General features: G+C 70.5%; 22 protein-coding genes. 15 read left to right on the top strand and 7 right to left on the bottom strand.

The window, feature by feature from the left end; all coding sequences use genetic code 11:
• The first annotated feature begins 1 nt into the window (after position 1).
• The 4 genes from ACFFR3_RS26120 (at position 2) to ACFFR3_RS26105 (ending at position 3,483) form a co-directional block, all read left to right on the top strand.
• Entirely contained in the window at positions 2-655 is a 654-nt protein-coding gene (locus tag ACFFR3_RS26120) for a response regulator transcription factor (RefSeq protein WP_345387406.1), read from the top strand.
• Positions 656-693: 38 nt separating this feature from the next.
• Positions 694-1,965 carry a sensor histidine kinase gene (locus ACFFR3_RS26115; protein ID WP_379484090.1) on the top strand — a complete coding sequence of 424 codons (1,272 nt, stop codon included), beginning with the start codon at positions 694-696 and terminating at the stop codon, positions 1,963-1,965.
• A 307-nt stretch (positions 1,966-2,272) separates the two neighbouring features.
• Positions 2,273-2,572 (top strand): DUF4193 domain-containing protein, encoded by a 300-nt coding sequence (locus ACFFR3_RS26110; RefSeq protein WP_020542847.1) that lies wholly within the window; start codon positions 2,273-2,275, stop codon positions 2,570-2,572.
• A gap of 92 nt (positions 2,573-2,664) precedes the next feature.
• Positions 2,665-3,483 (top strand): hypothetical protein, encoded by an 819-nt coding sequence (locus ACFFR3_RS26105; RefSeq protein WP_364363673.1) that lies wholly within the window; start codon positions 2,665-2,667, stop codon positions 3,481-3,483.
• Here the strand turns inward: ACFFR3_RS26105 and ACFFR3_RS26100 are convergent.
• The 3 genes from ACFFR3_RS26100 to paaI are packed head-to-tail and all read right to left on the bottom strand — an operon-like array spanning position 3,473 to position 5,748.
• Positions 3,473-4,081 (bottom strand): TetR/AcrR family transcriptional regulator, encoded by a 609-nt coding sequence (locus tag ACFFR3_RS26100; RefSeq protein WP_345387400.1) that lies wholly within the window; start codon positions 4,079-4,081, stop codon positions 3,473-3,475. The two genes, ACFFR3_RS26105 and ACFFR3_RS26100, sit on opposite strands and share 11 nt — an antisense overlap.
• Positions 4,074-5,372, bottom strand: a complete 1,299-nt coding sequence (gene paaK, locus ACFFR3_RS26095) for a phenylacetate--CoA ligase PaaK (protein ID WP_379483991.1) — start codon at positions 5,370-5,372, stop codon at positions 4,074-4,076. The genes ACFFR3_RS26100 and paaK overlap by 8 nt, the downstream gene beginning before the upstream one ends.
• Before the next feature lie 7 nt (positions 5,373-5,379).
• The gene (paaI, locus tag ACFFR3_RS26090) at positions 5,380-5,748 is read right to left on the bottom strand and encodes a hydroxyphenylacetyl-CoA thioesterase PaaI (protein WP_379484089.1); all 369 of its coding nucleotides are present in this window, start codon (positions 5,746-5,748) and stop codon (positions 5,380-5,382) included.
• 191 nt (positions 5,749-5,939) lie between these two features.
• Between paaI and ACFFR3_RS26085 the strand changes: the two genes are divergently transcribed.
• From ACFFR3_RS26085 to ACFFR3_RS26075, 3 genes are read left to right on the top strand one after another with little or no spacing between them, the layout of a single operon-like run.
• Complete coding sequence (locus ACFFR3_RS26085) at positions 5,940-6,887, top strand: MBL fold metallo-hydrolase (RefSeq protein ID WP_364363682.1); 948 nt, start codon at positions 5,940-5,942, stop codon at positions 6,885-6,887.
• On the top strand, positions 6,884-8,422 hold the full coding sequence (locus ACFFR3_RS26080; protein ID WP_379483990.1) for an FAD-dependent oxidoreductase: 1,539 nt from the start codon (positions 6,884-6,886) through the stop codon (positions 8,420-8,422). Before ACFFR3_RS26085 ends, ACFFR3_RS26080 begins: the two co-directional genes overlap by 4 nt.
• Before the next feature lie 16 nt (positions 8,423-8,438).
• Positions 8,439-9,872: an alpha,alpha-trehalose-phosphate synthase (UDP-forming) gene (locus ACFFR3_RS26075; protein WP_345387392.1), complete on the top strand. Its 1,434-nt coding sequence runs from the start codon at positions 8,439-8,441 to the stop codon at positions 9,870-9,872.
• On the opposite strand, the gene ACFFR3_RS26070 is transcribed toward ACFFR3_RS26075, so the two are convergent.
• The gene (locus tag ACFFR3_RS26070) at positions 9,805-10,089 is read right to left on the bottom strand and encodes a DUF4235 domain-containing protein (RefSeq protein WP_345387390.1); all 285 of its coding nucleotides are present in this window, start codon (positions 10,087-10,089) and stop codon (positions 9,805-9,807) included. The genes ACFFR3_RS26075 and ACFFR3_RS26070 overlap by 68 nt on opposite strands.
• 78 nt (positions 10,090-10,167) lie before the next feature.
• Between ACFFR3_RS26070 and valS the strand changes: the two genes are divergently transcribed.
• A complete protein-coding gene (gene valS / locus ACFFR3_RS26065) occupies positions 10,168-12,675 on the top strand; it encodes a valine--tRNA ligase (RefSeq protein ID WP_364363689.1) in 2,508 nt (835 codons plus the stop codon).
• Here the strand turns inward: valS and ACFFR3_RS26060 are convergent, their stop codons facing one another.
• Positions 12,676-13,209 (bottom strand): ArsR/SmtB family transcription factor, encoded by a 534-nt coding sequence (locus tag ACFFR3_RS26060; RefSeq protein ID WP_345387388.1) that lies wholly within the window; start codon positions 13,207-13,209, stop codon positions 12,676-12,678.
• Positions 13,210-13,294: 85 nt separating this feature from the next.
• Positions 13,295-15,445 carry a DUF6351 family protein gene (locus tag ACFFR3_RS26055; protein ID WP_364363693.1) on the bottom strand — a complete coding sequence of 717 codons (2,151 nt, stop codon included), beginning with the start codon at positions 15,443-15,445 and terminating at the stop codon, positions 13,295-13,297.
• A gap of 205 nt (positions 15,446-15,650) precedes the next feature.
• Here ACFFR3_RS26055 and ACFFR3_RS26050 point away from each other — a divergent pair, with 205 nt between their 5' ends.
• The 6 genes from ACFFR3_RS26050 (at position 15,651) to ACFFR3_RS26025 (ending at position 19,968) form a co-directional block, all read left to right on the top strand.
• Entirely contained in the window at positions 15,651-17,060 is a 1,410-nt protein-coding gene (locus ACFFR3_RS26050) for an AI-2E family transporter (RefSeq protein WP_379483989.1), read from the top strand.
• 93 nt (positions 17,061-17,153) lie between these two features.
• Entirely contained in the window at positions 17,154-17,708 is a 555-nt protein-coding gene (locus ACFFR3_RS26045; protein WP_364363699.1) for a PaaI family thioesterase, read from the top strand.
• Positions 17,705-18,148, top strand: coding sequence for a dUTP diphosphatase (gene dut / locus ACFFR3_RS26040; RefSeq protein ID WP_379483988.1), 444 nt, complete (start codon positions 17,705-17,707; stop codon positions 18,146-18,148). Before ACFFR3_RS26045 ends, dut begins: the two co-directional genes overlap by 4 nt.
• A 93-nt stretch (positions 18,149-18,241) precedes the next feature.
• On the top strand, positions 18,242-18,877 hold the full coding sequence (locus tag ACFFR3_RS26035) for a DUF3710 domain-containing protein (protein ID WP_364363705.1): 636 nt from the start codon (positions 18,242-18,244) through the stop codon (positions 18,875-18,877).
• A 28-nt stretch (positions 18,878-18,905) separates the two neighbouring features.
• Positions 18,906-19,292: an OB-fold nucleic acid binding domain-containing protein gene (locus tag ACFFR3_RS26030; RefSeq protein WP_355413502.1), complete on the top strand. Its 387-nt coding sequence runs from the start codon at positions 18,906-18,908 to the stop codon at positions 19,290-19,292.
• A gap of 4 nt (positions 19,293-19,296) precedes the next feature.
• Positions 19,297-19,968: a DUF3159 domain-containing protein gene (locus ACFFR3_RS26025; protein ID WP_364363708.1), complete on the top strand. Its 672-nt coding sequence runs from the start codon at positions 19,297-19,299 to the stop codon at positions 19,966-19,968.
• 97 nt (positions 19,969-20,065) lie between these two features.
• On the opposite strand, the gene ACFFR3_RS26020 is transcribed toward ACFFR3_RS26025, so the two are convergent.
• Positions 20,066-21,793 carry an HAD-IIB family hydrolase gene (locus ACFFR3_RS26020; RefSeq protein WP_379483987.1) on the bottom strand — a complete coding sequence of 576 codons (1,728 nt, stop codon included), beginning with the start codon at positions 21,791-21,793 and terminating at the stop codon, positions 20,066-20,068.
• 118 nt (positions 21,794-21,911) lie between these two features.
• Here ACFFR3_RS26020 and ACFFR3_RS26015 point away from each other — a divergent pair, with 118 nt between their 5' ends.
• A complete protein-coding gene (locus tag ACFFR3_RS26015) occupies positions 21,912-22,142 on the top strand; it encodes a hypothetical protein (protein ID WP_345387369.1) in 231 nt (76 codons plus the stop codon).
• Positions 22,143-22,150 lie beyond the last annotated feature (8 nt).

Here is a 22,150-nt window from a genome sequence, read left to right as displayed (position 1 = left end):
CGTGCGCGTGCTGGTGGTTGAGGATGAGCGGGTGCTGGCCGACGCGATCGCGACGGGGTTGCGGCGCGAGGCCATGGCGGTCGACGTCGCCTACGACGGCGGCGGGGCTCTGGAGCGTACCTCCTACATCGACTACGACGTGATCGTGCTGGACCGTGACCTGCCCGTCGTGCACGGTGACGAGGTGTGCCGCAGGCTGGTCGAGCAGCGGACGGCCTCCCGCATCCTCATGCTGACCGCCTCGGGCGACGTGGACGACAAGGTGGAGGGCCTCGGCCTGGGCGCCGACGACTACCTGGCCAAGCCGTTCGTGTTCATCGAGCTGGTGGCCAGGGTGCGGGCGCTCGGCCGGCGTTCGGCCCCCGCGCTGCCGCCCGTGCTGCAGCGCGCCGGCATCAGGCTCGACCCGGGCAAGCGGCTGGTGGAGCGCGACGGCAGGGAGGTCGTGCTGACCAAGAAGGAGTTCGCGGTGCTCGAAGAGCTGATGCGGGCCGACGGCGCCGTGGTCAGCCAGGAGGACCTGCTGGACAAGGCATGGGACGAGAACATCGATCCCTTCACGAACGTGGTCCGGGTGACCATGATGACGCTGCGGAAGAAGCTGGGCGAGCCTCAGGTGATCGAGACCGTGCCCGGGGTTGGGTACAAGTTGTGACGGACAGGCCAGAGCGCGAAGCGGGCCCGACGCATCCGATGATCAGCCCGCACTCGGAACGCAAGGCGACGCGCGTCCAGGAGACGCCGCCGCCCCCGGCGGGACCACCGGTGTGGGACGGCCCTCCGCCGCCCGCGCGGCAGCTCACCCAGCGCTCCACCATGGAACGTGTGAAGGAGCTTCCCGGCAAGGTCAGCATCCGCTGGCGCCTGACGCTCACCTACGGCGCGCTCGTGTTCGGCGCCGCCGTGGCGCTGCTGCTGTCCATGTACGCCATCGTCGGGGCGTCCATCGGCAACGAGTGGCCGACACTGGACACGCGGGGCATCAACCCCATCGACGCGGCGATCGCCCAGAACCAGTGGCTGCAGGCCAAAGAGGCGACCGTGCACAACGCCCGCGGCGAGTTGCTGCAGAGCGCGGTGATGGCCCTGTTCGGGGTCGGCATCCTGGCGCTGATCATCGGCTACTTCGTGGCCGACAGGGCCATGCGGCCGGTCGCCAGGATGACGGCGACGGCGCGCAAGCTGTCGGAGAGCACGCTGGCCCATCAGCGCATCGCGCTCGAGGGCCCCAACGACGAGCTGAAGGAGCTGGCCGACACCTTCGACGCCATGCTCACCCGGCTCAACGTCGCCTTCGACACCCAGCGAAGATTCGTCGCCAACGCCTCACACGAATTGCGCACTCCGCTCACCATCAACAGGACGGTCCTGGAGATCGCGCTTTCCGATCCGGCGGCCTCCGAGGACCTCAAAGCGCTCGGGCGTACCCTCCTTGAGGTCAACGCGCGTAACGAGAAGCTCATCGAAGGGCTGCTGCTGCTCGCCAGGAGCGAACGCGAACTCGCCGTGCGCAAACCGCTGGACGTGAAGGAGGTCGCGCAGACGGCGGTCGAACAGGTCGCACCGTTCGCCGCCGAACACGGTGTGACCGTCACCACCGAACTGGTCAGCGCGCCTACCGTGGGCGATCCGGTGCTCCTGGAGCGGTCGGTGAGCAACCTGCTGGAGAACGCGGTGAAGTACAACATTCCCGAAAGCGGAAAAGTCTGGATCCGTACGGGAATGGCGGACGGTGCCTTGGTTGTTCAGGTGGCCAACACGGGGCAGCACGTCCCGGCGTACGAGGTCAACAGCCTGTTCGAGCCGTTCAGGAGGCTTCATGCGGATCGCGTGGATTCGGCCAAGGGGGCGGGGCTCGGGCTGTCCATCGTGCGCGCGGTCGTGCAGGCCCACGGTGGGAATGTGGCCGCTGTGCCACGTGATGGCGGGGGGCTCGTGGTGACCATTAGGCTGCCGCCGCGCTGACGTGGTGACGTTCTGACGTGTTCGTCCGCGTGTTGTCGCATGGGGGCGTCTCGTTCTCGCCGCACATGTGGTTGGATGTGCCGTCGAACACGGTGGTGCATGACGCCAAGGCTGTGGGTTTCGCCATATTTGGCTAACCATTGCCGACGGCAGCAGGCCCTGACGTGTTGGGAGGTTCGTGGTCCGTTTCCTCGGGGTACCGATGGGAAATCTCCCCGACGGAACGGGCACAAGATGGGCTTCCCGGACGTTAGAAGACGCGCGATGAGCGCGAACACATATGGATGAGGGGGATGGAGTAAGCACAATGGCTACCGACTACGACAGCCCGCGCAAGACAGACGACGACCTGGGTGAAGACAGCCTCCAGGAACTCCAGGCGCGGCGCACCGACAAGTCGTCCGGCAGCATCGACATCGATGAGACCGACCTGGCGGAGTCGCTCGAACTGCCCGGTGCCGATCTGTCGAACGAAGAGCTCTCCCTGCGGGTGATCCCCCGTCAGGCCGACGAGTTCACCTGCTCGCGCTGCTTCCTGGTGCACCACCGCAGCCAGCTGGCCTCCGAGAAGAACGGCCAGCAGGTCTGCCGGGAGTGCGCCGCCTGATCACTGGAGCGAACGAGCCCGGGGTAGAGGGACCGAAGACGACCAAAGCCCACGATCCCGAGCGATCGCGACATGAATTACGGAGGCATCGCGTGGCCGAACCGGAGAAAGACCGCCAAGCGGGCAGTGAGGTCGCCGACCCCGATCGTGAGGTCGGCGAGCTCGTTGGCAAGCTCACCGCTCCGGGTGAGCTGGAGCCGGCCGAGCGGCGCAGGCTGCTCGGCCGACTCGCTCAGGCGCTGTCCGCCGGGGCGAAGCGGGCACGGGCCACCGGCGCGGGCCGGGGCCGCTGGCTGGCCGACGTCTTCCTCAACATCGCGCCGCGCATCCCCATCAGAGACCTGCACACCCTCGCCGAGCACCACCACGGCCTGACCGGCGAAGAGCTCGCCGACGACCTGGTGCGCACCGCTCAGAAGGCCACGATGACGGTCGGCGCCATCGGCGGAGCACTGGCCGCGGCCGAGTTCGCCGCGCCACCCCTCCTGCTCTCCGCCCCCGCCCAGCTCGTCGCCGAGACCATCGTCGTCGCCGCCATCGAGGTCAAGCTGCTGGCCGAGCTGCACGAGGTCTACGGCGTCCACGTCCAGGGATCCGGCGCGCAGCGCGCCGTCGCCTTCACCGCCGCCTGGGCCAAGCAACGCGGCATCGACCCCCTCGCGCCCGCGTCCGTCTCCCTGGCGCTCGGAGCGGCCACCAAGACGGCCCTGCGCAACCGCCTCATGCGGACGCTCGGCCGCCACCTCACCACCTTCGGCCCCTTCCTGACCGGCGCCATCGCCGGCGGCGCGCTCAACCGCATGGCCACGAAGAAGCTCGGCGAGGTCATCCGCGCCGACCTGCGCGTCAAGGCCCCCGCCCCGGCCCAGCAGGCCGTCCAGGGGAAGCCGCGCGGCGAGCTCAGCGAGTAGGCCGCAGGCCGCTGAAGGCCATCATGAGCAGCGCGTCGGCCAGATCGTCGGCCGAGTCGCCGCGCGCCTGCTGATACCACTCGGTGATCGAGTTGACGGTGCCGAACAGCAGCCGCGTCACCAGCCCCGGATCGACGTCCGCCCTGATCCCGCCCTCCGCCACCGCCTCGCCGACCAGCCCGGTGATGAACCGGTCGAACTCCCGCCGCCGCTCCAGCGCCGCCTGCTCGGTGCCGCTGTTGCCGCGCACCCGCAGCAGCAGCGTCACGTACGGCAGGCGCTCGACGAGGATGCGCACGCTCTGCCTGACGACCCACTCCAGCCGGTCGATGGCCGCGCCCGTCGCGGCCCGCTCGTCGGTCACCATCGCCGACAGCCCGTCGAGCGCCCGGTCGAGCGCCCTGGCGAGCAGCTGCTCCTTGCCCGGCACGTGGTAGTAGATGGCCGACTTGGTCACGCCGAGCGCCTTGGCGAGGTCCTCCATGCTGGTGCCGTCGTAGCCGCGCTCGTTGAAGACGCCGACCGCGATCGACAGCACCGACTCGGGGTCGAGCCCGCGACCCCGCCTGCGCCGAGGTTCGGTGGCGGCCTCAATCATGACGCTCGTCGACGACGCGCTTCAGCTTGCCCACCGACCGCTCCAGCGTCTCCGGGTCCACCACCTCGACCTCGACGCTCACGCCCACGGTCTCCTTGACGGCGCTGCGCAGCGCCCGACCGGCTGCCTCGCGCCCCTCGTCGAACCCCGGCCGCGCCTCGACCCTGACCGTCATCACGTCGAGCCGCCCAGGACGGGTGAGGCGGAGCTGGAAGTGCGGCGACAGGCCCTCGACGCCGAGCACGACCTCCTCGATCTGGGTGGGGAACACGTTCACGCCACGCAGAATGATCATGTCGTCGGTACGCCCGGTCACCTTCCGCATCCGGCGGAACGCCGGCCGCGCGGTGCCGGGCAGCAGCCTGGTCAGGTCGCGGGTGCGGTAGCGGATGACCGGCATGGCCTCCTTGGTCAGCGTGGTGAAGACCAGCTCGCCCTCGTCGGCCGGCTCCCCGGTGAACGGATCGACGGTCTCGGGATAGAAGTGGTCCTCCCAGACGTGCAGGCCGTCCTTGGTCTCGACGCACTCGTTGGCCACGCCGGGGCCCATCACCTCCGACAGGCCGTAGACGTCCACGGCGTCGAGGTCGAAGGCGTCCTCGATCTCGGCGCGCATCTGCTCCGTCCACGGCTCGGCGCCGAAGATGCCGACCCGCAGCGACGTGGCGCGCGGATCGATGCCCTGGGCCCTGAACTCGTCCAGCAGCGCCAGCATGTACGACGGCGTCACCATGATCACATCAGGCTTGAAGTCGTCGATGAGCCGCACCTGCCGGGGCGTCATGCCGCCCGAGACCGGCACCACCGTGCAGCCCAGCCGCTCGGCCCCGTAATGGGCGCCGAGCCCGCCGGTGAACAGGCCGTAGCCGTAGGCCACGTGCACGATGTCGCCGGGCCGCCCGCCGGACGCGCGGATCGAGCGGGCCATCACCTCGGCCCACACGTCGAGGTCGCGCTTGGTGTAGCCGACCACGGTGGCCCGCCCGGTGGTGCCGCTGGAGGCGTGGATCCGCGCCACCTGCTCGCGGGGCACCGCGAACATGCCGAACGGGTAGCTCTCGCGCAGGTCCTCCTTCGTGGTGAAGGGAAACCTGGCCAGGTCGGCGAGCTCCTTGCAGTCATTGGGGTGCACGCCCGCCGCGTCGAACTTCTCCCGGTAGAGCGGGACGTTGCGGTAGGCGTGGTCGAGGGTGTGCCGCAGGCGCTCCAGCTGGAGCGCCGCCAGCTCGTCGCGGGAGACGCGCTCGATCGGGTCGAGCTCGTCGGGGGCGGGGGGTCGTCCCAGTCTCATGGCCGTCTCACTTCAGCTCCCGGCTCCGGCCGCGGAACTCCGCGACCACCTGACCGTCGGGTCTGCGCACGGTGACGTCGTAGATGCCGCTGCGGCCGTAGCGGGTGCGCTCCTCCGCCTCGGCGATCAGCACGTCACCCGCGCGGGCGGGAGAGACGAACGTGATCTCCGCCCCCGCCGCCACCGTGACCGGCCCATGACTGTTGCACGCGCCCGCGAACGCGGTGTCGGCCAGCAGGAACACGTAACCGCCGTGGCACAGGCCGTGGCCGTTGACCATCCGCTCGGTCACGGTCATCCGGCACACCGCCCGGCCGTCGCCCAGCTCCGTGGGCTCGATGCCGAGGGCGGCGGAGGCGGTGTCGGCGTCCATCATGCGACGCGCGCTCTCCACGAAGGTCTCCCTTGTCAACTGACCGAATGTTCGGTAAACCAATCACCGGCGGGACACGCCTGTCAAGAGCACGCCGCCGGGACTGCCGGCGCGCCGGTGGGAAGAGACTCCTAGGAGTGCGCGCACCGCCCCGGACCCCGGGACGGCGGCGCCCTGAGCGGGAGGAGACAGCGATGGCGAAGCCGTTCGCCTCGTCGGCGGACCTCGGCGAGAAGCGGCAGTCCCTGGAGATCCTGGCGGACGGCGTGTACGCGCTCACCGCCGAGGGCGACCCCAACGTGGGGGCCATCGAGGGCGAGGACTTCCTCGTCTGCTTCGAGGCCCTGGCCACGCCGGTGGCGGCCCGCCGGTGGCTGGCCCGGCTGCGCGAGCACACGGACAAGCCGATCCGCTACCTCGTGCTGTCGCACTACCACGCGGTCAGGGTGCTGGGCGCGTCCGCGTTCGGCGCCGAGGTGATCGTCACTCACGAGAAGACCCGCGAGCTCATCGCCGAGCGCGGCGCGCAGGACTGGGCCAGCGAGTACGCCAGGATGCCCCGCCTGTTCGAGGAGCCGGACTCGATCCCCGGCCTGACCTGGCCGACCGCCACGTTCAGCGACCGGTTCACGATCGACCTGGGCGGCGGGCGCGGCGACCTCGTGCTGCAGTACTGCGGGCGCGGTCACACCGAGGGCGACCTGGTGGCCTGGCTGCCCGAGCAGCGCGTGCTGTTCGCCGGCGACCTGGTGGAGTCGCAGGCCGCCCTCTACACCGGCGACGCCTTCCACCGCGACTGGGTCTCGACGACGCTCGACCGGGTGGCCGCGCTCGGCGCGCGCACGCTGGTCGGTGGCAGGGGCGCGGTGGCCGAGGGCGATGACGCCGTCGCCGCCGCCATCGGGCAGACCCGCGACTTCCTGACCGCCATGCTGCGCGAGGTCGGAGCCTCGGGGTCGGTGAAGGAGGCGTTCGAGCGCACACACCGCGCACTCGCCCCCCGCTACGGCTCCTGGCCCATCTTCGAGCACTGCCTGCCGTTCAACGTCTCCCGGCTGTGGGACGAGCTGCACGGCGTCGAGCGCCCGCGCATCTGGACCGCGGAGCGCGACCGCCAGGTCTGGGACGAACTCCAGTCATGAGCGCCGAGCCGCAGGTCATCGTCATAGGCGCGGGGCCGGTCGGGCAGAGTGCCGCGCTGTTGCTGGCCCGGTGGGGCGTTCAGGTGCTGGTGCTCGACCAGCGGCCAGGCCGGGGGTCCGGCGGGTCGAAGTCGATCTGCCAGCAGCGCGACGTGCTCGACATCTGGGCCGCCGCCGGCGCCGGGCAGGTGGCCGAGGAGGGGCTGGCCTGGACCACCGCCCGCACCTACTACCGCGACCGCGAGCTGCTGTCGTGGACGTTCGAGCGCGAGGGGCCGCTGCCGCCGTGCGTGAACATCTCCCAGACCCGCACCGAGCAGATACTCGACGCGGCCATCGCCGCCCAGCCACTCGTCGAGGTGCGCTGGGAGCACGAGGTCACCGACCTGACCCAGGACGACTCCGGCGTCACCGTGCACTGCGGGCAGCGGCGGCTGCGGGCGCCGTACGTGCTGGTCTGCGCCGGGGCGCGGGCGCAGGCGATCCGGGCGGCGCTCGGGGTGACGTTCACCGGGGAGACGTACGACGACCAGTTCCTGATCTGCGACATCAAGGCCGACCTGCCGGGCTGGGAGAACGAGCGCCGCTTCTACTTCGACCCCGTGTGGAACCCGGGGCGGCAGGTGCTCATCCACCCGTGTCCCGGGGGCACGTACCGGATCGACTGGCAGATCGCGCCCGATTTCATCCCCTCCGACGCCGACATCGCGCGCAAGATCCGGCAGGTCATCGGGGACCGCCCGTACGAGCTGCTGTGGCACAGCACCTACCGCTTCCACGCGCGCCTGGCCTCGCGGATGCGGGTCGGGCGGGTGCTGCTGGCCGGTGACTGCGCCCACCTGGTGGCGCCGTTCGGGGCGCGCGGGCTCAACTCGGGGGTGCCGGACGCCGAGAACGCGGCGTGGAAGCTCGCCTTCGTGCTCAACGGGTGGGCGGGGGCGGGGCTGCTGGAGTCGTACCACGTGGAGCGGCACGCGGCGGCGGTGGAGAACCTGGAGGTGACCGGCGCCACCATGCGCTTCCTCGTGCCGCGCACGGTGGAGGAGCGCATGCGGCGGCGGGCCGTGCTGGAGGGCGGGCGGGTGGACGAGGTCGACTCGGGGCGTTTCGCCGAGCCCTTCTGGTACGTCGGCTCGCCCCTGACCACGCCCGAGCCCTCGCGCCCCTTCGCCGGCCGTCCACCGAAGGGCGCGGTGTGCCCGCCGTCACCCGGCGTGATCCTGCCTGACCTGGCCGTCCCGGGCGGCAGGTTGCGCGATATTACACGAGACGGCTTTCTCGTGCTATTGGGTGATATGTGCGATTCGAGTTTGTTTGTGCAGGTCTTGGGCAAGGTCATTACGGCGCCGCTCGCCGTTCGCGGGCTCGCGGAGATCGATGGGACTGGCTCGCTCGCTGAGAGGCTCGGCGCCGGGCCGGATGAGGCATGGCTCATCAGGCCCGACTCCCACATCGCCGCGATCCTCCCTCACGCGGGCCCGGAGTCGGTGGCGGCCGCTGTTGGCCGCGCGCTCGGCGGCTTTCCTGACATATGACCCATAGGAGGACTGCGTGACTGGCCGTAGCTCGTTCTTGATCGTCGCGAACCGATTGCCGGTGGACCGCACGATCGAACCCGACGGAACGGCCTCGTGGCGCAGGAGTCCTGGCGGGCTCGTCACCGCGATAGCTCCGGTGATGCAGCGCCGCCACGGAGCCTGGGCCGGCTGGCACGGGGCGCCCGACGAGAAGCTGGAGCCGTTCGAGCAGGACGGGATGAACCTCATCCCCGTCCCGCTGTCGGCCCGCGAGGTGGAGCTCTACTACGAGGGCTTCTCCAACGCCACCTTGTGGCCGCTCTACCACGACGTCGTGGCCACGCCCGTCTTCGACAGGGAGATGTGGGAGGCCTACCAGGTCGTCAACCAGCGCTTCGCCGAGGCCGCCGCGGAGGCGGCCGAGGAGGGCGCGGTCGTGTGGGTGCAGGACTACCAGCTCCAGCTCGTGCCCGCCATGCTGCGCCGCCTGCGTCCCGACCTGCGCATCGGGTTCTTCCTGCACATCCCCTTCCCGCCGACCGAGCTGTTCTGGCGCCTGCCGTGGCGCAAGGACCTCGTCGAAGGGCTGCTCGGGGCCGACCTGGTGGGCTTCCAGCTGCCCGGCGGCGCCTCGAACTTCCGCCGGCTGTGCCGCCGGCTGCTCGGGCTGCCGTACAAGGGGAACGAGATCTTCCTCGACGACCGGATCGTCACCACGCAGGCGTTCCCGATCTCGGTGGACTTCGCGCAGCTCGACGCGCTCGTCCGCGAGCCGCAGGTCGTGGCCAGGGCCAAGGAGATCAGGATCGAGCTCGGCGAGCCCGAGCACGTGCTGCTCGGCGTGGACCGGCTCGACTACACCAAGGGCATCGGCCAGCGCCTCGAAGGCTTCGGCGAGCTGCTCAAGGACGGGCGGCTGCGGCCGGGCGAGGCGGTGTTCGTGCAGATCGCGACGCCCAGCAGGGAGCGCGTGGACGAGTACCGCAGGCTGCGCGACGACATCGAGCTGCAGGTCGGGCGGATCAACGGCGAGCACGCCCAGCTCGGCTACCAGCCCATCTGGTATTTCCACCAGTCGTACAACCACGAGGAGCTGGCGGCGCTCTATCTCGCCGCCGACGTCATGGTCGTCACGCCCCTGCGCGACGGGATGAACCTGGTGGCCAAGGAGTACATCTCCTGCCACCACGACCTGCAGGGCGCGCTGGTGCTGAGCGAGTTCACCGGGGCGGCCGACGAGCTGCGGCAGTCGTACCTGGTGAACCCGTACGACGTGGAGGACATCAAGCGGCAGTTGCTGAACGCGATGCGGGCCACGCCGCACGAGCTGGCCCGGCGGATGCGGACGATGCGCCGCCGGGTCGCCACCTACGACGTGGACCGCTGGGCCAACGAGTTCCTCACTGCCCTGGAGTCACCTGCTTCAGCGACTTCCACGCGTCGTAGCGCTTCTTGGCGGTCCGGTTGACCACGATCTGCGCCACCGACATGCCCACCCCCATGACGACGGCGTAGCCGATCGCCTCGCCGAGGCTCACCTCAGGCGACTCGGTGTCGATGGGCGGCTCCTTGCCGGTCGTTTTCGTCCAGGCGAAACCCAGCACCTTGCGGGCCGCCCACGCCGTCACCAGACCCACGAGTCCGCCGATGACCCGCCAGGCGATATCTGGCTTCTCCTCCGCCATGTCGATCTCCCTTCCCCTTTGTAACGAACACTAGTCTCTACCGCTTGCCGGGCCTGCGAAGCCGTACCATAAGGAGGCATGACTCAACAGCGACTACGCCGTCCCTCCATGCCCCAAAAGCCGACTCTCGACGGCTTGGAGCAGGTATGGGTAGCTCGCTGGGAAGAAGAGGGCACCTACCGCTTCGACCGGTCTGCGGCGCGTGAGCACATCTACTCCATCGACACGCCGCCCCCCACCGTGTCGGGTTCGCTGCACATCGGCCACATCTTCTCCTACACCCACACCGACATCATGGCGCGCTACCAGCGCATGCTCGGCAAGTCGGTGTTCTACCCCCTCGGCTGGGACGACAACGGCCTGCCCACCGAGCGCCGCGTGCAGAACGTCTACGGCGTGCGCTGCGACCCCTCGCTGCCCTACGACCCCGACTTCGTGCCCCCGGACAAGCCCGGCAAGCGCGACATCTCCATTTCGCGGCGCAACTTCGTGGAGCTGTGCCACAAGCTCACCGCCATCGACGAGCAGGCGTTCGAGGAGGTGTGGCAGCGCATCGGCCTGTCGGTCGACTGGTCGCTGCTCTACACCACCATCAGCGACGAGGCGCGGGCGGTCTCGCAGCGGGCGTTCCTGCGCAACCTGCTGCGCGGCGAGGCGTACCTCGCCGAGGCCCCGACCCTGTGGGACGTCACGTTCCGCACCGCGGTCGCCCAGGCCGAGCTGGAGGACAGGGAGTGGCCCGGCGCCTTCCACACCATCTCCTTCTACGGCGAGAAGGGCCCGGTCACCATCGAGACCACCAGGCCCGAGCTGATCCCGGCCTGCGTGGCGCTGGTCGCCCACCCCGACGACGAGCGCTACAAGGACCTGTTCGGCACCTCGGTGCTGACGCCGCTGTTCGGCGTCGAGGTGCCGGTGCTGGCCCACCGCCTGGCCGAGCCCGACAAGGGCACCGGCATCGCGATGATCTGTACGTTCGGCGACATCACCGACGTCACCTGGTGGCGCGAGCTGCACCTGCCCACCAGGCCGGTCATCGGCTGGGACGGCCGGCTGCTGCCCGAGCCGCCCGAGGGCGTGGAGGCGGAGCCGTACAAGGAGCTGGCCGGCAAGACCGTCCACAGCGCCCGCGAGCGCATCGTGGAGATGCTGCGCGAGTCAGGCGACCTCGAGGGCGAGCCCAAGCCGATCAAGCGCCCGGTGAAGTTCTACGAGCGCGGCGACAAGCCCCTTGAGATCGTCACCACCCGCCAGTGGTACATCCGCAACGGCGGCCGCGACGAGGAGCTGCGGCAGCGGCTGCTCGCCCGCGGGCGCGAGCTCACCTGGCACCCGCCGCACATGCGGGTGCGCTACGACAACTGGGTCGAGGGGCTCACCAGCGACTGGCTGATCTCCCGCCAGCGCTTCTTCGGCGTGCCCTTCCCGGTGTGGTACCCGATCGACGAGTCGGGACAGCCCGTCCACGACGCGCCGATCCTGCCCACCGAGGACATGCTGCCCGTCGACCCGTCGTCCGACGTGCCGCCCGGCTACACCGAGGAGCAGCGCGGCGTGCCCGGCGGGTTCATGGCCGACCCCGACGTCATGGACACCTGGGCCACCTCGTCGCTCACCCCGCAGATCGCTGGCCGCTGGGGCAGCGACGACGACCTGTTCAAGCGGGTCTTCCCCGCCGACCTGCGGCCGCAGGCCCACGAGATCATCCGCACCTGGCTGTTCTCGACCGTGGTGCGCTCGCACTACGAGTTCGGCGAGCTGCCCTGGAGCGACGTCGCCATCTCGGGGTGGATCCTCGACCCCGACCGCAAGAAGATGTCCAAGTCCAAGGGCAACGTCGTCACCCCGCTCGACCTGCTGGACAAGCACGGCTCCGACGCGGTGCGCTACTGGGCCGCCAACGGCCGCTACGGCGTCGACACCGCCTTCGACCCCGGGCAGCTCAAGATCGGGCGGCGGCTGGCCATCAAGATCCTCAACGCCTCCAAGTTCGTGCTCGGGCTGGCCGGGAGCGACGGCGAGGTGACCGAGCCGCTCGACCTGTCGATGCTGGCGGCGCTGGCCGACACCGTGCGCGAGGCCACCGAGGCGTTCGACGCCTACGACCACACCAGGGCCATCGAGGCCGTCGAGCGCTTCTTCTGGGCGTTCTGCGACGACTACCTGGAGCTGGTCAAGGCGCGGGCGTACGAGTCCGGCCCCGCCGCCGCCTCGGCGCACGCGGCGCTGCGGCAGGCGCTCGACGTGCTGCTGCGGATGTTCGCGCCGTTCCTGCCGTTCGTCACCGAGGAGGTGTGGTCGTGGTGGCGCGACGGCTCCGTGCACCGCACCTCCTGGCCCGCCGCCCAGCGCGGCAGCGGCGACCCGGCGGTGCTGGCCGTCGCCTCCGACGTGCTCGGGCAGGTGCGCAAGGCCAAGTCGGAGGCCAAGCTGTCGATGCGGGCCGAGGTGTCGCGGCTGAACGTGTGGACGCCCGACGCCGGGCTGCTCGCGCAGGCGTCCGACGACGTGTGCGCGGCGGGCAACGTGGAGGAGTTCGTGCTGGAGCACGGTGAGCAGCTCAAGGTCGAGGTCGACCTGGTCTGATCAGTCTTCTTCCGGGGGTGGGTCCCTGGTGACGTCCCGGTGGACGGCGAGGAAGAGCGAGTAGGCCGCGCCGTCCGCCGGTGGCCGGCGGTCGCGGAAGTCGTCGATCACCTCGCGCAGCCGCCGCCACAGCTCCTCGCGGCCCTCCTCGGTCAGCCTGACCCCGAGCCTGGTGAACTCGCCGTCCGCGACGTCGACCAGCCGCACCTCCTCGAGGAACGCGCCGAGCATGGCCGCGTTGGCGCCGGTCACGCCGCTCTCGCGGACCTCCATCTCCCATGTCTTGCCGGTGGTGCGGTAGGGGATCTCCGTCGAGCCGCGCGGGCCCGGCCTGCGCGGCTCGGCGGCCAGGAAACCCGTTTCGACGAGCTTGCGTACGTGGTGCAGCGTGGTGGCGGGGTTCGCGCCCAGCCGGCCCGCGATCTCCTTGTTGGTCAGCGCCTGGTCGAGGCAGAGCCGCAGGATGCGCAGGCGGGTGGCCGAGGCCAGGGCGCGGGCCTCCGGCTCGGTGGCGGGGCGGCGTTGAGTGCCCATGGCAGGCCACTCTATTGCCACCCCTCCGTCCACCACCGCCCACCAAGCCCCGCACCCGCCCCGGGCCCTGCCCCCTGCGTCGCCCCTAGCGGTAGTCGCACACGCCCGTCGGGAAGATCTGCTTCAGCCGGGCGCGCTGGTCCGGAGTGGGGCGCCAGGAGCCGTACAGGCCCTTGGCGATCGCCCGGTCGACCGGCTGGAGACGGCACTTGTAGACGCCGCCCTCGATCGGGCCGCCCGCCACCGTGCGAGCGGTGCCGTAGAGGGGGAAGCGCTTGGTGCACGCCCCGGGGGCACGGCGGTCGAGGACGCCGTCCCAGACGTGCGGGCCTGCGGCGATCTCGGTGCCGTCGGTGGCGAAGCAGCGGTCCACGGCCTGGGGCGGCTTGTTCTTGATCACGCCGCGCGCCGGATATTTCCGGATGTTGGCCATCCACGCGTCGATCACCTTGAGCGCCTCGGGCGTCTGGTCGAACTCGGGCCCGTCCGGACGCGCGTCCGTGAACCAGATGACCTGATTGCCCGCCTGCCCGTCGTGGTCCAGCATCCGCTTCCTGGAGGCGAACGACTGGTGCGCGTTGTGCATGTCCAGCTCCTCCTCCAGGTAGTGCCGCCAGTCGATCACCGGGATGTCGATGTCCCCGCCGAACACCAGCCCGCTGCGCAGCACGTTCCTGATCGCCACCGGGTCACCGGTGCGGCGCGGCGCGGGATCACCCTGGTGGGCGTTGCGGGCGCTCCACGGGTCGAGGTCGGCGGGGCAGGCCGAGGGCACGAACGGGCAGCCCTCCTGCACCATGTCCGCCGCCTCCTTCCACGAGCCCGCCTGCGCGTTGAGGTCAAGGAACTCCTCCGGCGTCAACACGCCGTCGGTGAGCGCCTCGAGCCCGTACTGGACGCCCACGTTGTCCCAGGTCGAGCGGGCGTAGCCGGTCTTGTCCACGCCGTACACCTTGCGCAGGTCGTCCCAGTGCGTCCACTGGACGGTGTCCTTGACGCCCGGCGGGTCCATGCGCTGCCACTCGGGGTCGTTGTTGGACGTCCACAGCGGGTTCATGGTGAGCGGGGTCAGGCCACGCCAGCCGTTCACGCACTCGTCGGAGCCGGGCCGCCCGGTGTACGGGTTCGCGACGGTGTCGCTCGCGTTCATGCCGATCAGCGCCGTGCGGTCGTCCCACTTGGCCCAGCGCGGATGCCGGTCCATGTAGCGTTCGAGCAGCTCGCAGTCGCCCACGTGGATGGTCTGGGTGACCATGTCCGGATAGGAGTACTGCGGGATGGCGGCGTCGATCACCCTCGTCCCGTGGTTCTGGCCGTAGATGTACTGCTGGATCGCGCCGCCCGACGCGCCCACGCCCACCGTGTAGAGCGGCTGGCCGTACCGCTCGATGAACCGCTCCTTGACCATCAGGGCCGTCTCGCCGCCCAGGATCAGGTTGTAGTGGGTGCTGGTGCGGGTGCCGGACGAGTACATGATCGCGTAGCCCTGGCCGAGCTGGTGCGCGTCGAGCGCGCCGCCGCCGATCGTCCCCTGGTCGTGGCCGATCGCCACGCCGCCGTCGAACCGGTAGACCGCGCGGCCGGTGTAGCCGTCCTCCAGCATCGCGATCGAGTAGAGGAAGCGGTTGATGACGCCGCGCTCGCGGCGTACCACGAAGTCGACCGTCCGGCCGCCGGGCAGGGTGGTGGTCGCCATGTCGGCGGGCCGTTCCGCGGGCATCGGCTTGTACGTGCCGTCCGTCGAGCGGTAGAGGCGGTCGTTCACCGTCGGGGCGAAGCAGTCCCTGCTCCAGCCGCCTTCGACCCGCATGCCCTGGCCGTCCTGGTTGTCGGGCTTCGGGGGGCCGAGGCCGCTGCGTTCCGTCTTGCACAGGAACGGGTACTGGTGCTCGCCCGAGAAGATCGGCCCCTGGATGGGGTGGTTGTGTAATTCAATGCTCTTCCTGTGCCGGCCGGCGACCGCCGTGATCGTGTTCTCGCCCTCCCGCAGGCCCGTCACGAGTCCCGTACGTCCCTTGCCGCTGCGCTCGAACGCCTCCGTGACGTCCTCACCGTTCCGCAGCACCCTGGCCCTGGCGTCCCCGTCCACCCTGATCAGCGCATCACCCCCGCTGACCTGATCCGGCCGGCTGGACAGCACCTCCAGGGACAGCGGGACACGGGAGGCGGACGCGGGCGCGACGGGCGCGGCGACCAGAAAGGACGCCGCCATGACGAGGATCACCGGAGCCTTCATGGTCACGACGGTGACACGATCACCGCCCCTTGCACAGACCCGATGTCGCCGATGTGAGGGGACGGCAGTCCGCCATCGTGCGCGTCGTCCGCCACCGTCGGTCTCCGGGACCGCTGGATCGCTTCGCCGGGATTACGCTGACAGCGCTCGTGGTCGCGGCGATATCCGCGCGCGTGACGGGCCCGGACATGCCAGTCTTGAACACGTGCTGTCCGACCGCCCAACCAAGCTCGTGCCGCCCGTGCTGGCCAGGATGGCCGCATGGTCCGGTTGCCTGATCCTCGTCGGCGTGGTCGTCTACTTCATCGTCCAGGTCATCGCCCGCCTCGCGTTCGTGGCGCTGCCCGTGGCGATCGCGCTCCTGCTGACCGCGCTGCTGTTCCCGCTCACCAAGAGCCTGCGCAGCGCCGGCATGCGGCCCATCTACGCCACCTGGATCACCATGCTGGTGGCGCTGGCCGTGCTCGTCGGCACGGGATGGCTGGTCGGCGCGCGGGCCGGCGAAGAGTTCCCCGGTCTCGTCAGCCAGGTCCAGGAGACCGCGAGGACCGTCCAGGAGTGGCTGATCACCGGGCCGCTCCACCTCGAAGAGGCGCAGATCACCGACTACGTCGACGAGATCGCCGCCATGGTCAACGAACAGCGCACCGCCATCACCGGCACCGTGCTGTCGGCCGGCGCGGTCGCCGTCGAGGTGCTCGCGTCCATCGTGCTGCTGCTGTTCGTGACGTTCTTCCTGCTCAAAGACGGTGACCGCATCTGGATGTGGTTCCTCAGGGCGTTCGGCGGGGTGGCACCCAGAGTCGACCGGGCCGGGCGGGCCGCCTGGACCACGCTCTCCCACTACGTCCAGGGCACCGTTGCGGTGGCCGCGGTCCACGGGCTCATCATGGGCATCGTGCTGGCCGGCATGGGCGTGCCGCTGTGGGCGCCGCTGGCCGTGCTCATCTTCTTCGCCAGCTTCATCCCCATCGTCGGCATCTTCTTCGCCGGCACCGTCGCCACCCTGGTCACGCTGGGCGCCAAAGGGCTCGTCTACGCGCTGATCTTCCTCGGCATCCTCGTCGTGGAGCAGCAGCTCGAAAACCACGTCCTGCAGCCGCTGATCGTGGGCCGGGCGCTGCACTTCCACCCGCTGGCGATCATCCTCGTCCTGTCGGTGGGCGGCGTCCTGGCCGGCATCGCCGGCGCCGCGGTGGCGGTCCCCGTGGCAGCCGTCATCTACCGGGCATTGCCAGAGCTCCGCCACAAACCCCCCGAGCTCCCCCCAGGCCACAACGACGCACCTTCACCCGCCCCACCCCCGCCCACTGACGACACGACGGACACCCCCGACCACGGCGACGGCGAAGACCGCCGGAGCGACGAAGGGGACCGTCGTGGTGACGACGGAGGCGAGGGTGGCAGCCGCCGTGACAGCGGCGCTCACGGTCCCCGGGCCGCTGGTGACGGTGACGTTCGCGGTTCCGGTGGCGCTGGTGACGGTGACGTTCGTGGTTCCGGTGGCGCTGGTGACGGTGACGCTCACGGTTCCGGTGCCGCTGGTGACGTCGGCGGTATGGCGGGCGGTGACGTGTCCAGGGCCGATACGGGGGCTGCTCCTTCGCGCCCATGATCCACCGGCGTGGGGGGCCGGTGATGCGGCGGTGGAGCGGGCGGGGGTCGGGTGGGATTCGGGTGCGGGTGGTACGGAGTAACCTCGTCACCCGTGACGCGTTCCTCCCTCACCACGCCGCCTCCCAACGCCGGACCGCCCGAGGCGATGCCGGGGGCGCCCGCGCCGGGCACCGTTCTGTCCTCCCACTACGGTCAGTGTTTCGGGTGCGGGGCCGAGCACCCCACGGGGTTGCATCTCAAGGCCAGGACGCCCGACGGCACGACGGTCGAGGCCGAGTTCACGGTGGGGGAGGCGCACCAGGGGGCGCCGAAGCTGGCGCACGGCGGAGTGCTGGCGACCGCGATGGACGAGGTCATCGGTATGTCCGTATACCTGTTCCGCAAGCCATATGTGACGGGACGGCTGGAGACCGACTACCTCCTCCCCGTTCCCGTGGGCACGACACTCCACCTGCGTGCCTGGTGCAACGGCATCGCGGGCAGGAAGGCGTACCTTGAGGCTGAGGGGCGCATCGGCGCCCCGGACGGACCGGTCGCCGTCCGCGCGGCAGCGCTGTTCATCGAGGTGAACATGGAACACTTCGCCAAGCACGGCGATCTGGCCGCCATCGAGGTCGAACATCCGGATTACGAGGTGAATCCTTGAGCAACACAGTAGAGGTCCTCATCCAGCGGCTCGACGAGGAGCTGCCGATGCCGTCGTACGCGCACGCGGGTGACGCCGGCGCCGACCTCTACGCGGTCGAGGACGTCGAGTTGCAGCCCGGCGAGCGGGCCGTGGTCGGCACGGGGGTGGCGATCGCGCTGCCCGACGGCTACGCGGCGTTCGTCCATCCGCGCTCCGGCCTTGCGGCCAAGCACGGGGTCACGCTGGTCAACGCGCCCGGCACGGTGGACGCCGGCTACCGGGGCGAGATCAGGGTGACGCTGATCAACACCGACGCCAAGGAGCCGTTCCGGCTGCGCCGGGGCGACCGGGTGGCGCAGCTCGTCGTGCAGCGCGTGGAACGGGCGGCCTTCTACGAGGTGGAGCGCCTGCCGGGGTCCGTACGCGGTGCGAACGGGTTCGGATCCACGGGGCGCTGACCGGTGCAGATCGAGCGGGCCCGAGCCATTGGGTCCGCGTGAGACGGACGTACAACGGGCCGGTGGGCCCGACGAGCAGGGAGAGTGAGGAACGTGTTCCGACGTCGTCGTCGTGAGCAGCCGGATCAGGCGGCCGAGCAGGAGGCTGCGGCGCCGATGCGGGAGTCCGGCCCGTGGGACGCCGACGAGCCCCACCCGGACAACGACCGCATCGACCTGGGCGGCCTGCGGTTGCCGCACAACCCCGACTTCGACGTGCGGCTGGCCTCCGTGGGGGACCAGCACGTCGGCGTGGTCGTCCTGTACGACGAGAGCTCGCTGCAGTTGCAGGCCCTGGCCGCGCCGCGCAGCTCGGGCCTGTGGGACGAGGTGCGGACCAAGCTGGCGAGCCAGGCGGGGGTGCTGCACGAGCAGGAGGGGCCGTTCGGCACGGAGCTGAGCGGCGAGATGCGGCTCGACGGTGACAGCAGGCCGGCCCGCTACATCGGCATCGACGGGCCCCGCTGGTTCCTGCTGGCGGTCATCTCGGGCAAGGCGGCCGTCGACGACGCGACGGCGGCCGCGTACCACGACTTCATCAAGGACGTCGTGGTCGTGCGGGGTGACGAGCCGATGGCGCGCGAGGAGCCGATCCCGCTGCGCCGGCCCAACGAGCCGGGCGGCGAGGCGGGCGAGGGGCCGCGGTTCAACCCGTTCAGGCGAGGACCGGAGATCAGCGAGATTCGCTGACGGCTGACATCACATAGGCTGAGGCATCATGAGTACGGCAGAGCCCCCGAAACGTGGGGGATTGCGCGGGTTCTTCAGCCGGCTGGCCTCCCCCCAGTCAGAGATCGAGGCCCGCGAGCTGCGGGAGGACGCCGACGAGGTCGGCGCCACCCCCATCGTCTCGTGTGGCGGCCGCCGCCGCTTCTGCGTGGCGGGTACGCTACGTACGGTGACACTGCGTCCGAGGGGCGGTGCTCCCGCTCTCGAGGCCGAGCTCTACGACGGGTCCGACGTCATCGACCTGGTCTGGCTCGGCCGCCGCAGGATCGCGGGCATCGAGCCGGGCCGCACGGTCAAGGCCGAGGGCCTGGTGAGCCTGCAGGACGGGCGCAAAGTGATGTTCAATCCGCGTTACGAGCTGCGCCCAGGGAGTTGATCAGGTGAGTGCCGAGGCGGAAGAGGTCGCCCACGACACGGTCGAAGCGGCGGTGCGGGCCCAGCTCGCGAAGGCGTTCGGCGGGGTCAGAGGCATCATCGAGGCGGCGGTGCCGACGGTCGCGTTCACGCTGACGTGGATCCTCAGCGAGGATCTGAAGCTGTCGCTCATCATCAGCATCTCGCTGTCGGTGGTGCTGCTGCTGGCGCGCGTGCTGCAGCGGTCGACGCCGCAGTTCGTGATCAACAGCTTGATCGGCATCGCGATCGGGGCGTTCTTCGCCAGCCGTACGGGCGACGCGAAGGATTATTTCCTGCCCGGCATCCTCTACAACGCCGGCTATGCGGTGGCGATGCTGATCTCGATCGTCGCCCGGTGGCCGGTCGTCGGGTTCCTGATCGGCTCGGTCACGGGTGACCCGACGGGCTGGCACAAGGATCCCGGCATCGTGCGGCTGTGCACGCGGCTGACCTGGCTGCTCATGCTGCCGTGCGCGGTCAGGGTGGCCGTGCAGGGGCCCGTCTACCTGTTCGGCGGCGGTGACGAGGCGGTCGCCGCGCTCGGCTTCGCCAAGATCGTCATGGGCTGGCCGTTGCAGGTGGCGGCGCTGGCGGCCATGCTCTGGATGCTCGGCCGCGGCCGCACCCCGGTCAAGCCCCCCGTAGCCCCCGCCTGACCCGCCTGACCCGCCCGAGCGCCCCGGCGACGGGGCCTTCGGTCCGTTGCGGCCGAGGTCCCTCAGAAGGCTCGCGGCCGGGGGCCTCAGGGAGTGGTCAGCGGTCGTCGTGGTCCGGGTCGAAGGCGGTGGGTTCGGCGGGGAGCGTGTAGCGGGCGCCGATGAGGTCGGCCACGCGCCGCCGCGTCGAGTCCGCGTCGGCCGCCTCGTCGCGTTCCAGCGCCGCCACCTCGTCGGCCAGCTCGGCGTCGCCGAGGCAGTCGCGGATCCACGTCGAGTAGTCGCCCCGCCGCAGGTGGTGCAGCCACGTGTCGTGGTCCAGGCCCTCGGCCAGCTCCACGAACGTGTGCAGGTTCCTGGCCCGCAGCCGCATCCGCTGCTCGGGCCCGGTGAAGTAGAAACTCTTGTCCTTCGACATGGTCCCGGCCGCGTACTTGCGCCGGTGCCGGGTGCGCTCCTGCCGGGCGGGGGCCAGCGTGAGCCGGCGGCCTGACTCGGTGCCGTCCAGCCACAGCGCGATGTCGCCGGGCCCGTCGGGAAGAGCGGGCGCGTCGAGGCCACGGGCGGTGGCGAACGCGGCGAGCGTGCTCTCCGGCTCCTTGCCGACCGCGATGGTGCCGTTGACCAGGCCAAGCGCGGCCGGGCTGAGCGCGTCGGGATGCACGGTGATCATCAGCACCGAGCCGAGGTCGCCGGGATGCTGCAGCGGCACGTGCCGGACCTCGGCGGGCATCAGGTGGTGCGCCTCGTCGAGCACGAGCCAGTGCGGATGCCCGAGCTTGGCGCGCAGCCCGGTGAGCCGGGGCAGCAGCTCCGCGAAGTACGCCGGCCGGTCGCGCAGCTGCAGCCCGATGAGGTTGATGACGACGCTGTGCCCGGGATGCTCCAGCACGTGGGCGACCTCGTCCACGGAGGGCACCCGGTCGGGGTCGCCGAGCACGGTCACGCCGGGATATTCGGCGTAGTCGCCCTCGGGGTCCACGATGACGCACTGGTAGCCGTCGCCGACGAGCCGTTCGAGCAGCGCGGTGGTGACCGTGGACTTGCCGCTGCCGGACGGCCCGGCGACCAGCAGGCCCAGCCCGTACGTCGGCAGCCGCACCTCGTCCCCTTCGTCGTGGCCGAGCAGGACGTGATGCCGGGCGAGCTCCAGCTCGTCGAGCTCGCCCGCCATGAGTTTCTCGGCCAGCTCGGCCACCCCGCGCCCGGCCGGGCCGTCGAGCGGCAGGTCGCAGGCGTCCCTGAGGGCGGGCAGCGCGTCGGCCACGGCGGCCCCGCACTCGGCGGCTCGCAGGAAGGCGTGGTCGTTCTCACCGTCGCCGACCGCGACCACGCTGTGCCGTGACAGGCCGAGCCGGTCGAGCGCCGCGCAGAGGCCGCTGGCCTTGTTGACACCGGGCGGCAGCACCATGACGGCGCCCTTGTTGTAGATGACCTGCAACTCCAGGCCCAGCTCGCGGATGGCCTCCAGGACCTGTACGTCGTGCGGCTCGCGGGTGGCGACCAGCACCTGGCCGACGCCGAGCGGGCTGACGCCCGCGTCCCTGAGCCGCTGTGCCAGCTCGGGCGGCGGGGGCGGGGCCAGGGCGTCGCAGGTGCGCTGGTGCGGGTCGTACAGCAGCCCGCCGTTCTCGGCCACGATCAGGTCGAACAGGGCGGGGTGGGGGAAGACCGACAGCAGGTCGTCCAGCTCGCGGCCGGTGACCAGCAGCAGCTTGATCCCGGCCTTGGACAGGTGTTCGAGGGCCGCGATGGTGGCCTCCGCCACCTGGCCGCCCGAGGCGAGGGTCTCGTCGTAGTCGGTGGCCAGCACGTTGTAGCGCATGGCCCGGCACCTACCCGCTCAGGAGTAAAGATCTCCGGGCCGAACGCTGAATCACTCGATCCACACGCAGGGGTACAAGGCTGGCGAACGATCACCTCTCACATCTCGGGGGACCGCCATGTACAGAAGCGTCATCGCCGCCGTCACCATGACCGCCGCCGCGCTGCTCCTCGCACCCACGCCCGCCATCGCGGACGACTTCTGGGGGCCGAGCCACGTGTGCGGGAAGGAGGTGACCGGCGTGCTCAGGCTGAAGCCGCTCACGATCTGGACCACCGACGGCGGCTGCGCGAAGGTGGACTTCCGCCGTCACCACCACCACCAGCACAAGCACTTCGGCCTGTTCTGAGCCGCGGA

It is taken from the genome of Nonomuraea salmonea, from assembly GCF_042428605.1.
GTDB classification, from domain to species: Bacteria; Actinomycetota; Actinomycetes; order Streptosporangiales; family Streptosporangiaceae; genus Nonomuraea; species Nonomuraea salmonea.
The sequence above is the reverse complement of the archived record's forward strand: the minus strand, read 5'-3'. Positions and strand labels throughout refer to the sequence as shown.

Excerpts from the sequence above, each read along its gene's own strand:
- ACFFR3_RS26115 (WP_379484090.1), top strand. The coding sequence starts at position 694 with ATGATCAGCCCGCACTCGGAACGCAAGGCGACGCGCGTCCAGGAGACG.
- ACFFR3_RS26110 (WP_020542847.1), top strand. The coding sequence starts at position 2,273 with ATGGCTACCGACTACGACAGCCCGCGCAAGACAGACGACGACCTGGGT.
- ACFFR3_RS26100 (WP_345387400.1), bottom strand. The coding sequence starts at position 4,081 with ATGATTGAGGCCGCCACCGAACCTCGGCGCAGGCGGGGTCGCGGGCTC.
- paaK (WP_379483991.1), bottom strand. The coding sequence starts at position 5,372 with ATGAGACTGGGACGACCCCCCGCCCCCGACGAGCTCGACCCGATCGAG.
- paaI (WP_379484089.1), bottom strand. The coding sequence starts at position 5,748 with ATGATGGACGCCGACACCGCCTCCGCCGCCCTCGGCATCGAGCCCACG.
- ACFFR3_RS26085 (WP_364363682.1), top strand. The coding sequence starts at position 5,940 with ATGGCGAAGCCGTTCGCCTCGTCGGCGGACCTCGGCGAGAAGCGGCAG.
- ACFFR3_RS26080 (WP_379483990.1), top strand. The coding sequence starts at position 6,884 with ATGAGCGCCGAGCCGCAGGTCATCGTCATAGGCGCGGGGCCGGTCGGG.
- ACFFR3_RS26070 (WP_345387390.1), bottom strand. The coding sequence starts at position 10,089 with ATGGCGGAGGAGAAGCCAGATATCGCCTGGCGGGTCATCGGCGGACTC.
- valS (WP_364363689.1), top strand. The coding sequence starts at position 10,168 with ATGACTCAACAGCGACTACGCCGTCCCTCCATGCCCCAAAAGCCGACT.
- ACFFR3_RS26060 (WP_345387388.1), bottom strand. The coding sequence starts at position 13,209 with ATGGGCACTCAACGCCGCCCCGCCACCGAGCCGGAGGCCCGCGCCCTG.
- ACFFR3_RS26055 (WP_364363693.1), bottom strand. The coding sequence starts at position 15,445 with ATGAAGGCTCCGGTGATCCTCGTCATGGCGGCGTCCTTTCTGGTCGCC.
- ACFFR3_RS26030 (WP_355413502.1), top strand. The coding sequence starts at position 18,906 with ATGAGTACGGCAGAGCCCCCGAAACGTGGGGGATTGCGCGGGTTCTTC.
- ACFFR3_RS26020 (WP_379483987.1), bottom strand. The coding sequence starts at position 21,793 with ATGCGCTACAACGTGCTGGCCACCGACTACGACGAGACCCTCGCCTCG.
- ACFFR3_RS26015 (WP_345387369.1), top strand. The coding sequence starts at position 21,912 with ATGTACAGAAGCGTCATCGCCGCCGTCACCATGACCGCCGCCGCGCTG.